At 59.9% G+C, this 16,405-nt stretch carries 21 protein-coding genes; 11 read left to right on the top strand and 10 right to left on the bottom strand.

Annotated features, from left to right (window positions below; translation table 11 throughout):
* Window positions 1-518: 518 nt before the first annotated feature.
* The 3 genes from prpF to ampC all read left to right on the top strand — a co-directional run bounded on the left by prpF (window position 519) and on the right by ampC (window position 3,751).
* On the top strand, window positions 519-1,709 hold the full coding sequence (prpF, locus tag AC07V8_RS07920; RefSeq protein ID WP_494678912.1) for a 2-methylaconitate cis-trans isomerase PrpF: 1,191 nt from the start codon (window positions 519-521) through the stop codon (window positions 1,707-1,709).
* Window positions 1,710-2,085: 376 nt separating this feature from the next.
* On the top strand, window positions 2,086-2,487 hold the full coding sequence (locus AC07V8_RS07915; protein ID WP_494678913.1) for a cupin domain-containing protein: 402 nt from the start codon (window positions 2,086-2,088) through the stop codon (window positions 2,485-2,487).
* An 88-nt stretch (window positions 2,488-2,575) separates the two neighbouring features.
* Window positions 2,576-3,751, top strand: a complete 1,176-nt coding sequence (ampC, locus tag AC07V8_RS07910; RefSeq protein ID WP_494678914.1) for a class C beta-lactamase — start codon at window positions 2,576-2,578, stop codon at window positions 3,749-3,751.
* 208 nt (window positions 3,752-3,959) lie between these two features.
* On the opposite strand, the gene AC07V8_RS07905 is transcribed toward ampC, so the two are convergent.
* Both AC07V8_RS07905 and AC07V8_RS07900 read right to left on the bottom strand, forming a co-directional pair.
* Entirely contained in the window at window positions 3,960-4,868 is a 909-nt protein-coding gene (locus tag AC07V8_RS07905; protein ID WP_494678915.1) for a DUF7164 domain-containing protein, read from the bottom strand.
* Between the two features lie 59 nt (window positions 4,869-4,927).
* Window positions 4,928-6,055 carry a DUF2827 family protein gene (locus tag AC07V8_RS07900; RefSeq protein WP_494678916.1) on the bottom strand — a complete coding sequence of 376 codons (1,128 nt, stop codon included), beginning with the start codon at window positions 6,053-6,055 and terminating at the stop codon, window positions 4,928-4,930.
* Window positions 6,056-6,240: 185 nt separating this feature from the next.
* Between AC07V8_RS07900 and AC07V8_RS07895 the strand changes: the two genes are divergently transcribed.
* Entirely contained in the window at window positions 6,241-6,456 is a 216-nt protein-coding gene (locus tag AC07V8_RS07895) for a hypothetical protein (RefSeq protein WP_098493626.1), read from the top strand.
* A gap of 85 nt (window positions 6,457-6,541) precedes the next feature.
* Here the strand turns inward: AC07V8_RS07895 and AC07V8_RS07890 are convergent, their stop codons facing one another.
* The 8 genes from AC07V8_RS07890 to AC07V8_RS07855 all read right to left on the bottom strand — a co-directional run bounded on the left by AC07V8_RS07890 (window position 6,542) and on the right by AC07V8_RS07855 (window position 11,291).
* Entirely contained in the window at window positions 6,542-7,177 is a 636-nt protein-coding gene (locus AC07V8_RS07890) for a hypothetical protein (RefSeq protein ID WP_494678917.1), read from the bottom strand.
* A gap of 49 nt (window positions 7,178-7,226) precedes the next feature.
* Entirely contained in the window at window positions 7,227-7,460 is a 234-nt protein-coding gene (locus AC07V8_RS07885) for a helix-turn-helix domain-containing protein (protein WP_494678918.1), read from the bottom strand.
* A gap of 8 nt (window positions 7,461-7,468) precedes the next feature.
* Window positions 7,469-8,011 (bottom strand): DUF2975 domain-containing protein, encoded by a 543-nt coding sequence (locus AC07V8_RS07880; RefSeq protein WP_494678919.1) that lies wholly within the window; start codon window positions 8,009-8,011, stop codon window positions 7,469-7,471.
* Window positions 8,012-8,031: 20 nt separating this feature from the next.
* The gene (locus AC07V8_RS07875) at window positions 8,032-8,259 is read right to left on the bottom strand and encodes a hypothetical protein (RefSeq protein WP_494678920.1); all 228 of its coding nucleotides are present in this window, start codon (window positions 8,257-8,259) and stop codon (window positions 8,032-8,034) included.
* A gap of 71 nt (window positions 8,260-8,330) precedes the next feature.
* Entirely contained in the window at window positions 8,331-9,242 is a 912-nt protein-coding gene (locus AC07V8_RS07870) for a DMT family transporter (protein ID WP_494678921.1), read from the bottom strand.
* Between the two features lie 122 nt (window positions 9,243-9,364).
* Window positions 9,365-10,030: a signal peptidase I gene (gene lepB, locus AC07V8_RS07865; RefSeq protein ID WP_494678922.1), complete on the bottom strand. Its 666-nt coding sequence runs from the start codon at window positions 10,028-10,030 to the stop codon at window positions 9,365-9,367.
* Between the two features lie 167 nt (window positions 10,031-10,197).
* Window positions 10,198-10,659 (bottom strand): cupin domain-containing protein, encoded by a 462-nt coding sequence (locus AC07V8_RS07860; RefSeq protein WP_494678923.1) that lies wholly within the window; start codon window positions 10,657-10,659, stop codon window positions 10,198-10,200.
* Window positions 10,660-10,679: 20 nt separating this feature from the next.
* Window positions 10,680-11,291, bottom strand: coding sequence for a cysteine hydrolase family protein (locus AC07V8_RS07855; RefSeq protein ID WP_494678924.1), 612 nt, complete (start codon window positions 11,289-11,291; stop codon window positions 10,680-10,682).
* A 189-nt stretch (window positions 11,292-11,480) separates the two neighbouring features.
* Between AC07V8_RS07855 and AC07V8_RS07850 the strand changes: the two genes are divergently transcribed.
* The 7 genes from AC07V8_RS07850 (at window position 11,481) to AC07V8_RS07820 (ending at window position 16,376) form a co-directional block, all read left to right on the top strand.
* Window positions 11,481-12,431 (top strand): GlxA family transcriptional regulator, encoded by a 951-nt coding sequence (locus AC07V8_RS07850; RefSeq protein WP_494679086.1) that lies wholly within the window; start codon window positions 11,481-11,483, stop codon window positions 12,429-12,431.
* Window positions 12,432-12,501: 70 nt separating this feature from the next.
* Window positions 12,502-13,008, top strand: a complete 507-nt coding sequence (locus tag AC07V8_RS07845) for a hypothetical protein (RefSeq protein ID WP_494678925.1) — start codon at window positions 12,502-12,504, stop codon at window positions 13,006-13,008.
* Window positions 13,009-13,257: 249 nt separating this feature from the next.
* On the top strand, window positions 13,258-13,701 hold the full coding sequence (locus AC07V8_RS07840) for a hypothetical protein (RefSeq protein WP_494678926.1): 444 nt from the start codon (window positions 13,258-13,260) through the stop codon (window positions 13,699-13,701).
* A gap of 38 nt (window positions 13,702-13,739) precedes the next feature.
* Complete coding sequence (locus AC07V8_RS07835; RefSeq protein WP_494678927.1) at window positions 13,740-14,534, top strand: DUF2145 domain-containing protein; 795 nt, start codon at window positions 13,740-13,742, stop codon at window positions 14,532-14,534.
* 70 nt (window positions 14,535-14,604) lie between these two features.
* On the top strand, window positions 14,605-15,018 hold the full coding sequence (gene yiaA / locus AC07V8_RS07830) for an inner membrane protein YiaA (RefSeq protein WP_494678928.1): 414 nt from the start codon (window positions 14,605-14,607) through the stop codon (window positions 15,016-15,018).
* 172 nt (window positions 15,019-15,190) lie between these two features.
* A complete protein-coding gene (locus AC07V8_RS07825; RefSeq protein ID WP_494678929.1) occupies window positions 15,191-16,138 on the top strand; it encodes a DNA/RNA non-specific endonuclease in 948 nt (315 codons plus the stop codon).
* Window positions 16,131-16,376 carry a hypothetical protein gene (locus AC07V8_RS07820; protein WP_494678930.1) on the top strand — a complete coding sequence of 82 codons (246 nt, stop codon included), beginning with the start codon at window positions 16,131-16,133 and terminating at the stop codon, window positions 16,374-16,376. The genes AC07V8_RS07825 and AC07V8_RS07820 overlap by 8 nt, the downstream gene beginning before the upstream one ends.
* Window positions 16,377-16,405: the final 29 nt, after the last annotated feature.

Here is a 16,405-nt window from a genome sequence, read left to right as displayed (position 1 = left end):
GTCGATCAAAGCGTAACCTGATTTACGTCGCGCTTAACACACGCAGCTAATTGGGGTCGGAGTGAACTTTCTGCGCGTTTTTTGCAGAAACTTCACTCTGACCCCACTTAGCGGGCCACGGAGTACATGCCGTGTCGTTAGAAAGCAAAACCATGAATGCATTCTTTCTTTCTCCGAATCCGTCATGTGGGGTCAGAGTCGAGTTTCGCGATAAAGCACCGCGAAAGTCGACTCCGACCCCAGATGACTCCCGATCCCAGATGACTCACGCAGCTAACTGGGGTCAGAGTGAACTTTCTGCGCGTTTTTTGCAGAAACTTCACTCTGACCCCACTTAGCGGGCCACGGAGTACATGACGCGTCGTTAGAAAACATAACCATGAATGCATTCTTTCTTTCTCCGAATCCGTCATGTGGGGTCAGAGTCGAGTTTCGCGATAAAGCGCCGCGAAAGTCGACTCCGACCCCAGATGACTCCAGACCACAGATGACTCTGCCCATTAATAGGAAAGCATGAAATGACCCACGCACCCCAGATCAAGATCGCCGCCACCTACATGCGTGGCGGCACCAGCAAAGGCGTGTTCTTCCGGCTGCAGGACTTGCCGGCAGCGGCACAGAAACCCGGCCCTGCGCGCGATGCGCTGCTGCTGCGCGTCATCGGTAGCCCCGACCCTTACGGCAAGCAGATTGACGGCATGGGCGGGGCGACCTCGAGCACCAGCAAGACAGTGATTCTGTCCAAGAGCAGCCAACCGGATCACGATGTCGATTACCTGTTCGGCCAGGTCGCCATCGATAAGGCATTTGTCGACTGGAGCGGCAACTGCGGCAACCTGTCCGCTGCGGTCGGCTCCTTCGCCATCGCCAGCGGCCTGGTGGACGCCAGCCGCATTCCGCAAAACGGCATGGCAACCATCCGCATCTGGCAGGCCAACATCGCCAAGACCATCATCGCGCACGTGCCTGTTACGAACGGCGCGGTGCAGGAAACCGGCGACTTCGAGCTCGACGGCGTCACCTTTCCCGCAGCGGAAGTGCAGCTTGAATTCATGGATCCGGCCGCCGACGAAGACGGCGCAGGCGGATCCATGTTCCCCACCGGGAATCTGGTCGACGATCTCGACGTGCCGGGAGTCGGCACGCTCAAGGTCACCATGATCAATGCCGGCATCCCGACCATCTTCCTCAATGCCGAAGCGCTCGGCTACAGCGGCGCCGAGCTGCAGGACGCCATCAACGGCGATGCCGCGGCGCTGAAAAAATTCGAGACCATACGCGCGCATGGCGCGCTGCGCATGGGCCTTATCCAGCAGCTGGATGAAGCCGCCAACCGCCAGCACACCCCGAAGGTGGCGTTCGTCGCCAAGCCGGCCGGCTACGTTTCCTCCAGCGGCAAGCGGGTCGCCGCCGGCGATATCGACTTGCTGGTGCGTGCGCTGTCCATGGGCAAGCTGCATCACGCCATGATGGGCACCGCAGCGGTCGCCATCGGCGCCGCCGCGGCGATACCGGGCACCTTGGTCAACCTCGCTGCCGGCGGCGGAGCGCGCAATGCGGTGCGCTTCGGACACCCTTCAGGCACCTTGCGGGTGGGCGCGGAAGCCAGCCAGGTCAATGGCGAATGGAGCGTGACCAAAGCCATCATGAGCCGCAGCGCCCGGGTGCTGATGGAGGGATGGGTGCGCGTGCCCGGCGATGCGTTCTGAATGAATCCTGCTGCACCGGCAACACCGCATGGAACGTGCTCGAAGGACGTTGCAGGCCCAGGCCTGTAACGCCTGCTGCGCGCTCGCACTCCCGGCACATTGTCAGTCGGCGCTGGGAAGCGCCGCAGGACAGTCACGCCGCATTCACGCAGAGTCATAAGATTTTCTTTTGTCTCGTCAAAATTATTCTCGCTTGTTAGTTGTCCGCCCAGATGCGATATTGACGCCTTCACAACGTTCCGGAATTTCTCGCTGTCTATCGCGGCGGCTTCCGAGAGCCTTGGTTTGCCGCTTTTGGAAGGTCATGCTCAGATTTGGCGGTAAAACTGCGTAGCATTAGAAATTTTGATTAATCGAGTCGCCATGAGGAGCTTTCGTGACAATCCACCGCTCTATCCCCGTCCTGCTGGCGGCCATCCTGACCGCGCAATCCGTGATGGCTGCCGACAAGGCGCCTGATGCAAAAGAGACGCAAGTCTTGCAAAGAATCGGCCTGGAGGGCAGCGGTCGCCAGATGGGCATGGGGATTGCCGTATTCCCGCCCAATGCGGCAAAGCCGCGCCACATGGCCACCGGACCCGAGCTCGCCTACGTCCTTGAAGGTGAGTTGATCGTCCAGGTGGACGGTAAGCCGGACCTGGTGCTCCATGCGGGCGGCAGCTATCAGATGGCGGCCAACGTGGTGCATGTCACCAAAGCCGGGCCGGCGGGCGCGAAAGTCATTGCGAGCTGGGTGCTGGCGCCCGGCAAGCCATTTAATATCCTGGTGCCGAAGTGATCGTGCTTTGCACGGTCCAGGCCATGCGCCGCACCACAGATCCGCTTGCGGAAAATCTCTTCAATCACGTTCAGAGAGGCATCTAATCATGCATAGAAAAGTTACGGGCATGTTGAAGGCAATAGCCGTTTCAAGTTGTTTTATCTCCGCCAGCGGCCACGCTGCCGGCAATATCGATCAGTCCAGGGTCAAGGAAATCGTCGATGGTGCCGTGCAGCCGCTGCTGCAGAAATACGGTATCCCGGGCATGGCAATCGCCGTCGCCATCGACGGCAAGAATTACTTCTACAACTATGGCGTGGCGTCCAAGGAAACCGGGCAGCCGGTAACCAGCGAGACGCTGTTTGAAATCGGTTCCGTGAGCAAGACATTTACGGCGACATTGGCTTCTTACGCCCAGGTCAATGGCCAGCTTTCATTGACCGGCAACGTCAGTCAATATTTGCCCGCCTTGCGCGGCAGCAGCTTCGACCACGTCAGCCTGCTCAACCTGGGCACGCATACGGCCGGCGGTTTCCCGCTGCAAGTTCCGGATAATATCCATGACAACGATCAGCTCATGGATTATTTCAAGCACTGGCAGCCTGCGTATGCCGCCGGCACCGCCAGGACTTACGCAAATCCAAGCATCGGCCTGCTCGGTGTGATTGTGGCCAAGAGCATGCAGGCATCTTATGAGGATGCGATTGAAAAAAAATTATTTCCTGAATTGGGCATGAAGCACAGCTACATCACGGTGCCGGCGAGCCAGATGAAAAATTACGCGCAGGGCTACAACAAGGCGGATGCGCCGGTCCGGCTGAATCCCGGTGTGCTGGCGGCCGAAGCCTACGGCGTGAAAACCAATACCGCCGATTTGATACGCTTCATTGACGCCAACATGCAGGTGCTCAAGCTGGATGAAAAATTGCAGCGCGCGATAAGCGACACGCACACAGGATATTTCAAGGCGGGCGAAATGACGCAGGGTTTGATATGGGAAATGTATCCCGGTTCGGCAAGTCTTGCCCAGGTGCTGGCAGGGAATGCCGATGCGATGATATATCAGACCAATAAGGTCGCGACGCTGAGCCCGCCGGCGCCGCCCCAGGCTGATGTGCTGATCAACAAAACCGGTGCGACCGGCGGCTTCGCGGCATACGCTGCCTTTATTCCGGCCCGCAAGATGGGTATTGTGATGCTGGTGAATAAATCTTCTCCCGCTGAGCCGCGAGTGACTGCCGCCTATCAGATATTGAAGCAGCTGCAGGCTAGCCATTTTTGATCGCTCTCTGCAGTCATCAGATGAAACAACACTGTGTTTCAATTCGATGCACTTGATACGCAATCAATAATGCAGCCATGGACGTGAACCAAGGTTTGCTGAGTGGCCAAGGGCTGGGTCCTGTATTGCACAGGACTCAGCCCTGTTGGTTTCAGTTTGATGCAGTCGCGACGATGGCTTTGCCGCGCTGCCTGCCGGCATGCCGCCGCTAATAGGGATAGTCGGCCAGCCGCTTGATTTCATCGAGCGGCGTCGTCACGATCCAATGGCAGTACTGGTTGATTTTGCTCCGGTCCAGCGTCTGCGGATCGATGTGCGCGTATTTTCCGGCGCGGTAGTGGTGCTTGGAAAAATAATCGTCGGTATGAATCCCGTGGATGTGGAAAGTCATGTGGTCGATGGCGCCGACGCTGTAGCTGGGCACGTCCAGGATCTGTGTCTTGCCGTGCTCAAGAAACGCGCCGTAGTGATGATTCGCCACGATCTCCGCCGCGTACATGGTGGTCACGCCGCGGAACCAGCCCGGCCACTGGCCCGTATTGCTGCCGAAATCCCGCAAGACCAGCTCGGACACCCGGGTCTGTTCCCTGACGAAGAATAAAACGTGACCGCTGGGCGCCAGCAGCGAATGGCCGCAGCCGAATACGCGGTGATGCTGGAAGCCGTGGCGCTGGCAGAAATTCAGCATCTTGTCCCACGTTTCCGGTGTTGTATACAGGTACTGGCCGTTGCCGTGGACCGGCGTGTTGGGCCGCAATCCGCATAGATGCTCGGTCAGGAAGACGTCGGCGTCGGTCCTCAGCAGCCATTTGTAGCGCTGCTGCAGATCGTCGGTGTGCGGGCCGCTCAGGCAAGCGATGGAATTGATGAAGGGATAGCCCTGCCAGATGCTGCCTTCGACTGCGACCGGTTCAAATGGAATTTTAATGACGCCGGGATCGTCGCCGGGCAGTTTGTCCAGGACTTTCGGATTGCACACCGCGACCAGGTCGGAGCTGCGCCAGTTGCCGCTATAGATCCAGCTTTTGTAGATCCAGCTGAAATCCTCCAGCATATTGGGATGGTCGTCGATATACATCAGTATCCCGAGCGATTTCAGCTTGTCGTCGTTATTCATTGCTCTATTTTTCCTGGATAATTTTTTTCTTGCGGCTGCTAATGCCGCCTTGGATTAAATCAGCGCGGGCCGAACAGGGCGCCGATGCGCTGCGTATACGCGGCAATATTTTCCTCCGCCGTGGCGTCGACGGTGTGCAGGAATGCCTGCGCCCTGGCCGCGTAAGCGTCCACGTTCTGGTCGTGCGACAGAGCGGCTTCGGCCAGCGCCCTGGCGCCATCGGCAACATCGAAATCGCGGTAGTAATAGCCTGCCTCGCTCAGGTACGGCGAATTGTGCACCAGCGGATAGCCGCCATACAGCGCGTCATAGAACAGATAGTTGAGGCCGTTTTCCCATTGATGGGAAATCACGATATCGGTGTGCTCGGCGGCGAAGGCGCAGAACGGAAAGCGGTGATCGGCCGTGGCCTTGCCATCCTTGACGATCTCCAGGCCCAGGGCGAGATGCTTGAACGCGATGTTTTCCTTGAGCTGGAAAGTATTCGTCATGAACACATGCGCCAGCAGGGCAGGGTGAGCAATGTAAAACTGGTTGGCCGCCAGCATCGGTATCAGGGTGCTCTTGACGACATTGATGTTCGGCTCGAAAATCGCCACCCGCTTGGCTGGTCCGTGGTTGCGGTAGCCCCATTTTTGCCGCAGTTCAGGATTTGCCGCCAGCGCCGCCTCGATGAAATAGGGCGCCCAGATATGCGGCAGCACGTGCACCGGCGCTTTGTAGACGCTTTCCCAATAGCTCTTGCAGGTGTGGACGTGCTGGGGATTGGTCCACAGCTCGTCGAATGTTACCCGATGGGGGTTGGGCTGCCACTGATCGCGTCCGAAGGTCATGGTCTCGACGGCGATCACGTAGTCGTTGCCAAAGCGGAACGACACTGCCTTGCCCTTGCGCCGGCGCACCTGTTCGACGTGTTCCGGCGACACGAAGCCGTTCATCTCGATCAGCAGGTCAGTCTTGTCCAGCACACTCGAAATGGGCCGCAACGCGCGCTGCAGGTCTCCCATCAGCAGGCCGGCAGGGTAATTCTTGATGCCGTCGCTGTGCACCAGCCAGACATGGTCGACCAGCGGCGACTTCCGCAGCAGCTGGTAGAGGAAAAAGCAATTCTGGTTGGCGCCGTTATACCAGATCGATTGCTGCGGATCGTCACTGATGTTCAGGGTGATGGCGACGTTTATCTTCATGATGGTAGCTTTGAGTGGGCGGAATGCTTGATGCCAAACTTACCATGAGCCTGCATTTTTCTGAAGAAAAATTAATCAGGCATGGAAATGCCAAGGGGCGCGGCCGGTTGCAGCCAACTCGCGGGCAAGATCGATCGGCCTGACGTGCATGCTAATATCACGCCACGATCACAATGGAGAGCGAAATGGCCTTTAAAGAAACCAAGGGAAACAAGACGGTCGAAGCGCGGGTTGCTCCAGCACCGGGAGGCATGTTCAAGGGCGTGATCCAGGTATCGACGCAGCGTGGCGATCAGGTTTTCGTGCAAACCATAGGCAAAGGCTGCGGGCGGCCGGTAAAGACCGAGCAAGCGGCGCTGGAACTGGCCGAGCGCGAGGCGCGCCGCGTTATCGGCGTGTGATCCGAACGGACCATCTCCTGCATTTCGGCAGGATCGTTCCTGCCGAGCATGAGCATTCCATTCCGGCGCATCAATCTGCAGCCGCCTACCATTTGCAGCCCCCATCTTTTTTTGACGTCACTGCATCGGCAATCAGGAAGAGCGGCGCCAGCAGGCCCGTTGAGCTTTGGCTTTGCAGGCAATCGGCGCGTGCACTGCGTTGTATGTCTTGCGCCAGGCGGCTGTCGGGATTGCCCGCTTCCAGCGGATGGCTTTTCAATTGGGCGACCGCCCGGTCGTCGCGCATGCCGTTTGGATCCCTGGCGATCTTCCCGGCCATTTTCACGGCAGCATCCAGATCCAGGCGAGGCCGCGGTTCGGGCGGCGCCGGCAGCTCTTTTGCCTCCGCGTGAATTACCTGATTGACGATCGGCGATGCAGCCAAGGGCAGCGTCACGTTTTTCTTGCTGCTATCGGATGCCGGCCGACGGGAACTGCCTTGCGCTGCCTGCGCTGCGGCGGGCTCCAGGCGCTGCATCTGTGCTGGCGGCAGCCTCGGCTGCGGTGTCGGCAGCAGGAACAGCGTCATGTCCGCGAATGCGCTGCGGGCCGCTGCGGGCGGCGCCGGCTGGCGATGCAAAAATATTTGCAGCAGCACGACGTGCAACAGCAGGGAGGCGAGGATGCCCCAGTGCATTGCACGCGAATAGGGAGCTGAGGGCCAGCGGCTTGCATCAGGCATATTATCTTCACACAGTGATTGACCGGTTGCGGCAGCTAGCCCCGCGGGTTCATTCTGCGCCGGCGTCGGGTGCGGCACCGTCCGGCTCATAGCTCAGCAGGTCGCCCGGCTGGCAGTCAAGGTAGCGGCAGATCGCTTCCAGGGTTTCCAGCCGCACGCCTTTCACCTTGCCCTGTTTTAATAGCGACAAATTCTGTTCGGTAATGCCGATGGCGGCCGCCAGGTCTTTCGATTTCGCCTTGCGTTTTGCCAGCATGACGTCCAGCGTGATGACGATACTCATCTACTTCCTCAGACGAACTGCCGGTTTTCAGCGTCGACTTCGCTGGCGCGCTGCAGGATGCGGGCAATCACGGTGATGGAGGCTGCCATGAACAGGGAAACCACTTCGCTGCTGCCAAAGCCGACGTTGATCAGGCGATGGCCGACCGGCCGCATGATGGTCAGCCAGATGCTGGACAGCGGTTGGCAGAGAACGCCCAGCACGACCCACCAGGCCAGGCTTTGGCCGACCCTGCCCAGATGGATGGCTGCCGCCGCGGAGAAATATTCACCGCGTGCATAGCGCTGGAACAGGGCGCGCAGCTGATGCAAACCATAGCCGAGCGCCAGCAAAGGGATATTGGCGATAACGATAGCGCCCACAAGCTGCCATGCAGGCAGGCTGGCCGGATCGATGCCGAGCTGCGTGGCGGCGTTGGAGTAATCGCTGAAGCGGGTAAATTCATGCGGAAACAGCCAGCCGCCAATACTGAAAACCAGCATGGCGATCAGCAGCAGCATGGTCACGCTTGCCATGCGCTGGCTGGTCTGGGCAATACGATCCTGTTGCATGTCCGGTCTGTTAGGCGCTGTCATTGTGGATAATTCAGATGAATGAAAATATGGAAATTGAAAGCGTTGCCAAGGCTTGCCATGGCGCGGTCGGCCGCGGCGGCGCGGAAGCCCATTTTCACGGAACCGTGGACGCCAAGGTGCGGCATGACCTTGAAGCCGAGGTATAGCGCCATGATGGCGATGGCCAGCCACGAGCAAAATGTCGCCAGGCAACGGCGAGCGAGAGTGATGAAATCCGGCGTCACGGCGCTTCCTTGTTGATAGGATTGCCGTATTCTAGTCTAAAATTATCGTAAAACAATAATAAATAGTGATTTTATGTTGATTTATTATTGATTTTTATTTCTGAGGAAAGCCTTTGCTCAACCCTCAGGCCGGCTTTGCGCCTTCCGCCGGGCAGATTTTCCAGCTTGCCGCTGGCCAGGGCCGTCCCCAGCATGGCCGGCGTGACCTTTTCGCTGAGAAAGAGCGCCCCCCATATCAGCCCGAAAACCGGGATCAGGAACGTTACCGATGCCGCATACGCCGCACCCACGCGCTCGATCAAGCGGAAATACAAAATGTAGGCAAGGCCGGTGCAGACCACGCCGAGCGCCGCCACGCACATCCAGGTCGAGGCGGCGATAGCCTGCCGCGGCCAGAACGGCAGCGCCACCGGCAGCAGCACGATGGCGGCAAAGAACTGGCTGCCGAAAGCGACCACCAGCGGCTGTATGCCGGCCAGGCGGCGTTTCGAATAATTCACTGCAAAGCCGTAGCAGACAGTGGCCAGCAGCGCGGCGGCGATCGCCAGCGGCACGCCGGGAATGCCTGCGCCAAAGGTATCCCACACCAGCAGCACCACGCCGCCCAACCCCAGCAGCAGGCCGGTGATCTGCCGGCGGCCGAGGCTGGCCTGGAACCAGGCGGCGGCGATGAGCGCGGTCCAGATCGGCGTGGTGGCGTTCAGGACGGAGTCCAGGCCGGCGTTGACATACAGCGTGGAATAGGCAAACAGGCCGAACGGCAGCGCCGAATTGCTGATGCCGACCACCAGCAGCGGCCAGGCCTTGGCGCGCAACTGGCGGCGCGCCAGCGTGGAGCGCAGCACCGGCGCCAGCACCAGGGCGGCAATGCCGACGCGCAGGGCGATCAGGGCCAGCGGGCCGAACTCCGGCGCGGCGATGCGCAGGAACAGGAAGGAGGCGCCCCAGATCGCCGCCAGCAGGCACAGTTCAATCAGGTTCATGGCGCGTATCTTTCAAGTTGAGCGGCAGGCGCCGCGAACTTGAAAGATACTGCTTGTCCTGCGCGAGGGAACTCTGGTTCTTGCGGTCGAACTCGGCAATCAGGCGCGCCGCTGTCCCCAGTTTATTGCAGGGCCATGCCGAAGCGTTCTGTGCGCGGCATCCAGTTGCCCTTGATGTCGGCCGACACCAGGATCCGTTCGGCGCGCCCGATCAGCAGCTCGCGCGGCACGAAGCCGAAGTGGCGGTAGTCGCCGCTGTTGTCGCGGTTATCGCCCAGCATCAGGTAGTGATCCTGCGGCACCGTGATCGGGCCGAAACTGCGGTTGGCGTTGACCTCGGGCAGAACCTGGATGCGATGCTGCTCCCTGCCCATCTTTTCGTTGAGGCGCAGGGCGACGATGCTGCCACGGTCCATCGGTTCAGGCGCGCTGTCCAATACTGCATAGCTGGCTTCCTTGCCGTTGATGATCATCTTTTCATCGCGCATTTCCACAGTGTCGCCGGGCAGGGCGATGACGCGCTTGATCAGCCGGGTGTCGTCCAGCGGCGAAAAGAAGGTGACGATATCGCCGCGCCTGGGCTCGCCCAGATGGCCCAGCACGATATTGGTCAGCGGTACTTTCAGGTTGAACGCCAGGCGGTTGACGAACACCACGTCGCCTTCCAGCAGGTTGGGGCGCATGGAGCCGGACGGGATCGGATTCCAGTCAGCCACGGCGGTACGGAATATCCCGAAGAGAAAGAGGAATAGCAAAAATCCCTTGTTGAGCCGGATCCAGTTTTTCATTGTCATTCCGCCTTTGAGTGATTGCTGACGCATTCCCAGGGAGCCCGTTTGCATAGCGCTCCCAAATCAAATGTTAACAGGCCCTAAAGCTATATCATGGCGCATATTTGCCCCCGGGTCCGCACAGTATGCCACCAAATTCACCGGCCCTTCTTTGCGCCGCGCGGCTAGCCCTTCGGCGTCTGCGGCAGCAAATCGAAATGGTCGGCCTGGTACTGGAACAGCAGGCAGTCTTCGCCTTTGTTGCAGCCGCTGTAATGCGGGAGCCTGGCCGGCAGGTTATAGAAGGAACCGGCCGGATATTCCACGCGCTTGCCGTCGATCACCGCATAGAAGGTCCCTTTCAGCACCACCGTCGGCAAATTCTGCGAATGCGTGTGGAAGGGATTGTCTTTGCCCGCCGGGAAAATCACGAACGCTTCGTAGGGACCTTTGCCGCTCAGGTTGCCGCGGACGTTGGCGTACTTGATGCCGCCGCTGCCGGGGATGTCGTTCCACTGCAAATCCGCTGCCGGCAGGGACGCCAGTGCGCCGGCATGTTTTGCATGGCTGCCTTCTGCTGCTGCAAGCAGTTGGCTGGAGAGCAGGAGCGCGCCCAGGGCCAGCAAGTTTTTTGATGAATTTTTCATATGATGCTTTCGTTTTTTGGTTAAGCCAGCGGCAGTTGCAGGATCTGTCCGGTGCTCATCAGCGCGCCAAAGGTGTCGGCGATGGAAGCCAGCGCTGCGCGATGCAGCACGGCGTGCGGCAGCAGGCTGCCGTCGGCGTTGTCGAGATCGCGGGTGGCGCAGGCATCTTCCGCCACCACCACGTCATAACCGAGCGGCACTGCATCGCGCGCTGCTCCGGCGACGCAGGCATGCGTCATCAGGCCGCTGATGATCAGTGTCTTGATGCCGGCCGCCTTGAGGCGCTGGTCGATATCGGACGTCGGAAACACGCTGACGGACGTTTTTTGCAACACGCTGTGATGCGGCGCGGGTTGCAGCTCGCTGTGAAACTGCGCATTGACGCTGTCGGCGGCGAACACCGGTGCGCCGGCCGGGCTCAGATGCTGGACATGGAACACCGGCATGCCGGCCTGGTCGGCCATGGCAACCAGGCGGCTGGCGTTGCGCAGGGCGCGCATGCCGTCCGGGATCGGCATCTTGCCGCTGAAGTATTCGTTCTGGAAATCGATCACCAGCAAGGCGGTAGCGGCGGCGTCGAGTTTGACCGGCGCGCTAGCGCCAGCCATGGTGCGGATGGTTGGATGATGCATGGTGATACTCCCGGTTGATATCAGGCGCGATGGACGCCCATCGTCTATCGCCGCCTGTGCCGTCTCCCTTGATCGGAGGCGGCGGAACAGGACGAAGTATCGGCGGCCGGCCCCGGAGGCGAAAGTGTCCCGATAGACATAATGTGATAGGATCGGGCCATGTCGACTTCCCTCTCCTTTGCCGAAAAAGTGCACACCGTCGCGGTGGTGGTTTTCGAGGACATCAGTCCGTTCCACCTGTCGGTGCCCTGCATGGTGTTCGGCGATGACCTGGCGCGGCTGGGCGTGCCGCGCTACCGCCTGCTGATCTGCGGCACGCGGACCGGCCTGGTGGCGACCATGTCGGGATTCAATATCGAAGTGGAGCATGATTTGTCGGCGCTGGAACAGGCCGATACCGTGATCGTGCCGGCCTGGCGCGATCCCGATGAACGGCCGCCGGAGCTGCTGCTGCAAGCCTTGCGCAGCGCCCATGCGCGCGGCGCCCGCGTCGTCGGCCTGTGCCTGGGCGCCTTCGTGCTGGCCGAAGCTGGCTTGCTGGATGGCCGCGCCGCTTCCACCCACTGGGTGTGGAGCGAGGACTTCGCCCGCAAATATCCCAAGGTCAAGCTGGACCAGAAAGTCTTGTACGTGGACGACGGCGACATCCTGACCTCGGCCGGCACCGCCGCCGCCATCGACTGCTGCCTGCACCTGCTGCGGCGCGACCATGGCGCCGATGTCGCCAACCGCATCGCCCGCCGCATGGTGGTGGCGCCGCACCGTCATGGCGGCCAGGCGCAATACATCGAGCAGCCCTTGCCGGCTAGCGACGGCAGCGATGCGCTGAGCGTGACGCTGGACTGGGCCATCGAGCACCTGGAGCAGCCGCTATGCCTGGATGTGCTGGCGGCCAGGGCGGCCATGAGCCGGCGCAATTTCACCCGCCGCTTCAAGCAGAAGACCGGCGCCACCGTCTCGCAATGGCTGCTCAATCACCGCCTGGCGTCGGCGCAGCGGCTGCTGGAAACGTCCGACAAGGCGATAGACCGGATTGCCGAGCTGGCCGGATTCGGTTCCACGGTGTCGCTGCGCCAGCATTTCACCGCTGCCTTCGCTATGTCGCCCGCCGCCTACCGCAAGCAATACCGGCGCGCATGAGCGTTTGCGGCCGGTGCTATACAATGCGTCTTCCCGCATTTTTTTGCCGCTTCCTGAACTTTCCGACGCAATGACAGACCACTCCGCAGCATCCCCCGAAGAATTCGCCGACGCCGATCACAAGACCCAGGAACCGCGCCTGTGGCAAGACGACGGCTGGACCGCGCGCATCATCAAGAACGACGACGATGACGGCTGGGCGGTGGCGATGATCAAGGATGGCGAACCGGAGCCCGCCCTGATCGGCCCCTGGACCATGGGCCGCGACAAGAAAAATCCCAAGCCTCTGGATCCCTCGGCCTTCATCACCCTGGTCAAGACCGCTTCCGAATTCGTGCGCCGCCATGAACAGCAGCTGCACGCGATGCTGCACAAGACGATTGCCGTCAGCGACGGCGCCGCAACCATCAACGTTACGCTCGACATCGTTCCCGACGATGACTTTCCCTACGCGCTGCTGACCGCCCACGATGAAGACCGCGAGCAGCTGGCGCAGGTGCGGGTTGCCGCCAGCTTCAAGCTGAGCGCGTCCAGCGCCAGCGCCTGGGTGGACAGCGGATTCCGCAAGCCCAACTGACAGCATCGTCCCGCTGATTTTTATCGCCGGCGCGGCATGGCCGGGATATTTCCTATCCTTCGGATCAGTCCCATGCGATGGCCTGAGCGTCTTTTTTACCGCCAGCCGAAACGTAAAACGTAGCCGGTTAGAGTAAATGATCCATATCATTGCCCATTGTAAAAAATGACAGGTATGATTGCCGGCGCAATTAAAACTTTGGCAAAACAACGCCAACAAAACCACGTTTTAACTACACCGGGGGACATCATGCATCTGAAAACTCTGCGTAACACTTTGCTCGCGCTGGCCGCCTGCGCCGCGCTGCACGCGCCAACCCAGGCTGCCGACGGCAGCAAGGAAGTCAGCCAGGGCGCGATCAGCATTGCGGCATCGCCGTTGGGCTCGATCGAGGGCGGCCCGATCGCTGCCAGCACCTATTTCGTGGTCGGCGCCTCCTTCGTGGTGGTCGGCATCGGCACGATCGTCGGCGATGCGATGGAAGTCATCATCCAGAACACGGTGGACGGCAGCAAGGCCGTGGTGCGGGGCTCGGCTGCGGTGGCGCATCAGGTTGGGCTTTCGGTCGGCAACGGCATCAAGGTAGTGGCCGAATCGACCGGGTATACGCTGGTCGCCTCAGGCAAGATTCTGGCCTTCGTGCCCAACGCGGTCGGCAAGGAATTGCTGTACCAGTCGAAGTTGTCGCAATGATGGGGGCGCGTCGCATTACGTGCGCCGTTGCGTGCGCCATGGTGCTCGGATTCGCTGCGCACGGCGCGGCGATCGCCGGACAGACCTGTTCCGAGACACCGCCGCGTCCGGATTCCGTGCGCATGGCGTTCAGCAGCGCCAGCGCGCTTTCCGCGACGCTGGATCAGGCCCAGCCTGAGGTCGCGCTGGTGGCGCGGGTCGGCCAGGATCTTTCCAAATACGGTTTGCGTTATTCGCATATCGCCTTTGTGCTGAAAGACCCGGCCAGCGGACAATGGCGCACCATGCATCTGCTGAACGCCTGCGGCACGGCCGATTCAGCGATCTGGAAAGAGGGCCTGGCGAATTTTTTCCTCGACGACCTGTTCAGCTATGAATCGCTGCTGATCATTCCGTCGCCGGAGGCGCAGCATAAAATCCTGGCCCGGCTGTCCGACCGTTCCCAGTATCTGGCGCTGTTCACGCCGCACTACAATATGCTGGCTTATCCCTTCTCCACCCGCTACGAAAACTCCAATCAATGGGTGCTGGAGCTGCTCACCAAGGCCTATGCCGACAATAATATCCAGATCGACAGCCGCGACAAATCGCAGCAATGGCTGAAGCTGATGGGCTACGAGCCGACCACGCTTGCGCTGGGACCGATGACGCGGCTGGGCGGGCGCATGTTCCGCGCCAATATCGCCTTCGACGATCATCCCAACGAGCGCCGTTTTGCCGACAAGATCGATACCGTGACGGTCGTTTCAATGACGCAGTTCCTGAAGAAAATCGATCCTGCCACGACGCTGACGGTGGTGCCGGAGCCGAAGCTGAATGCCTTGCCCAACTAAGCTGCGGCGAGTTGCGTATCCGATGCAGGAATAATTTTCTGATAATTAAATGACAAAGGAAGGTCCATCCATGCCGCATCCGTCTCAACAACCGTCGTTCGCCTTCGTTGCCGCTTCCTGGACGGCGTTGCTCGCAGGTTTCGCCGCCTTCCTGGTCGGCCTGTTCAACGCCAACATGCAACTCAACGAGCGCGGCTATTATTTCACCTTGCTGGTGTACGGCCTGTTCGCCGCCATTTCCGTGCAAAAAAGCGTGCGCGACAAGGTCGAGGGCATTCCGGTGACCGGCATCTACTACGGCTTGTGCTGGCTGTCGGTGCTGCTGGCCGTGCTGCTGCTCGCCATCGGCTTGTTCAACGCCAGCCTGGCGCTGAGCGAAAAGGGTTTCTACGGCATGTCTTTTGCCTTGGCCTTGTTTGGCGCCATCGCTGTGCAAAAGAATACGCGCGACTTGCAAGGAACAAAGCAGGTCGTCGCCGACTAGGAAATACGCCCGCGTGGGCACCAGTGCCCACCCTATAAATCGGCAAGATCGGGTAGGGTGGGCAAGTTTTTTTTGCCCACGCGGTAGCGAAATGTGTTCTACAAATCCGGATAGTGCTTGGTGCGATTTAAGTTAAACCTTATACTGGGTATTTATACAGTTTTGGTGAACAATGCCGCACAAGTTTCGTCGTTTTCTAGTCGTCGGCTTATTGCTGACATCTTCCGCTTTTGCTACAGATTGCCCCTCCCATTACGCCGCCGGCCAGGCCCCCAGGCTTCTCAATGACAAGCTGGCGCGCCAGACGCAAGAGTTGTGCTTCCAGGCTTTTGCCGTCATGCATTCCGGCGTCACGCGCACGCCTTTGTGGTCGGCCGAACACCTGACGCGCGACAACGTCGACGCCGCGCGCACGCTGTCGCGCGAAAACTCTTTCCATCCCGAGCCGGCCCTGCTGATCAGCGGCCGCGCTGAGCTGAAAGACTATTCCCGTTCCGGTTTCGACCGCGGCCACATGAGCCCGAACGGCGACATGGCCAACCGTACCTCGCAGTATGAAAGCTTCAGCCTGGCCAACATGATTCCGCAGAATCCGCAGAACAACCGCCATATCTGGGCCGAAATCGAGAGCGCGGTGCGGCGCTTGGCGGTGAAGGAGGGCGAGCTGTACGTGATCACCGGGCCGGCTTTCCTTGGCCAGGACCTGCAAAAAATCGGCAATGTGCTGGTGCCTACCTATATCTATAAAGTCGTTTATAGTCCCAAGAGACAGCAGGCCGCCGCCTATTTCATCAAGAACGCGGATACCTCGCACTACCAGACCTTGTCGCTGTCGCAACTGGAAAATACCTTGCGCATCGACCTCCTGCCGGGCGTGTCTAAGCGCGTCAAGGATGTGGCGATGGCCTTGCCCGCTGCGGGCGGGCGCGGCAGCGGCAGCGAACGCTATGCTGCAGACAAGAGCGCGGCCGAGCGCAGCCCGCCGGAAAGAGGCGCCGAGCCGGCCGCCCAGATCAAAAAAATAGAGAAGGACTTGTTGTCCAGATTGATGGATGATGTGGTCAAGATGCTGGTCAATTTCGTTACGAACCTGATAAACAAAGGATGGTCGCATGTCTAAATTTGTACCGTTTGCCGATGAAAGCGCAACCCTCGCCATCGGCAAGATGAATGTGGAAAACCGGCTGGACCGGGTCAGCCTGTTCGGTGATCTCGACCTGACCCTGGATCAGGTTGGACTGGAGCAGGCAAAGGCCCTGCAGTCGCTGGTCAACAGCGTGGTGGAAGCGCTTGAATCGAGAACCTTGCCGGACAAGGTGGCGATAGCGCCGGTAGTCAAGGTCAGCAATCCGTTTTGAATGCAAGATTGAAAACAAGAGGCAGAGAG

The organism is Collimonas sp. GW821-FHT02H07, assembly GCF_059421505.1.
Note: the sequence above shows the minus strand (reverse complement) of the source record. Positions and strands in the feature narration are given on the sequence as shown.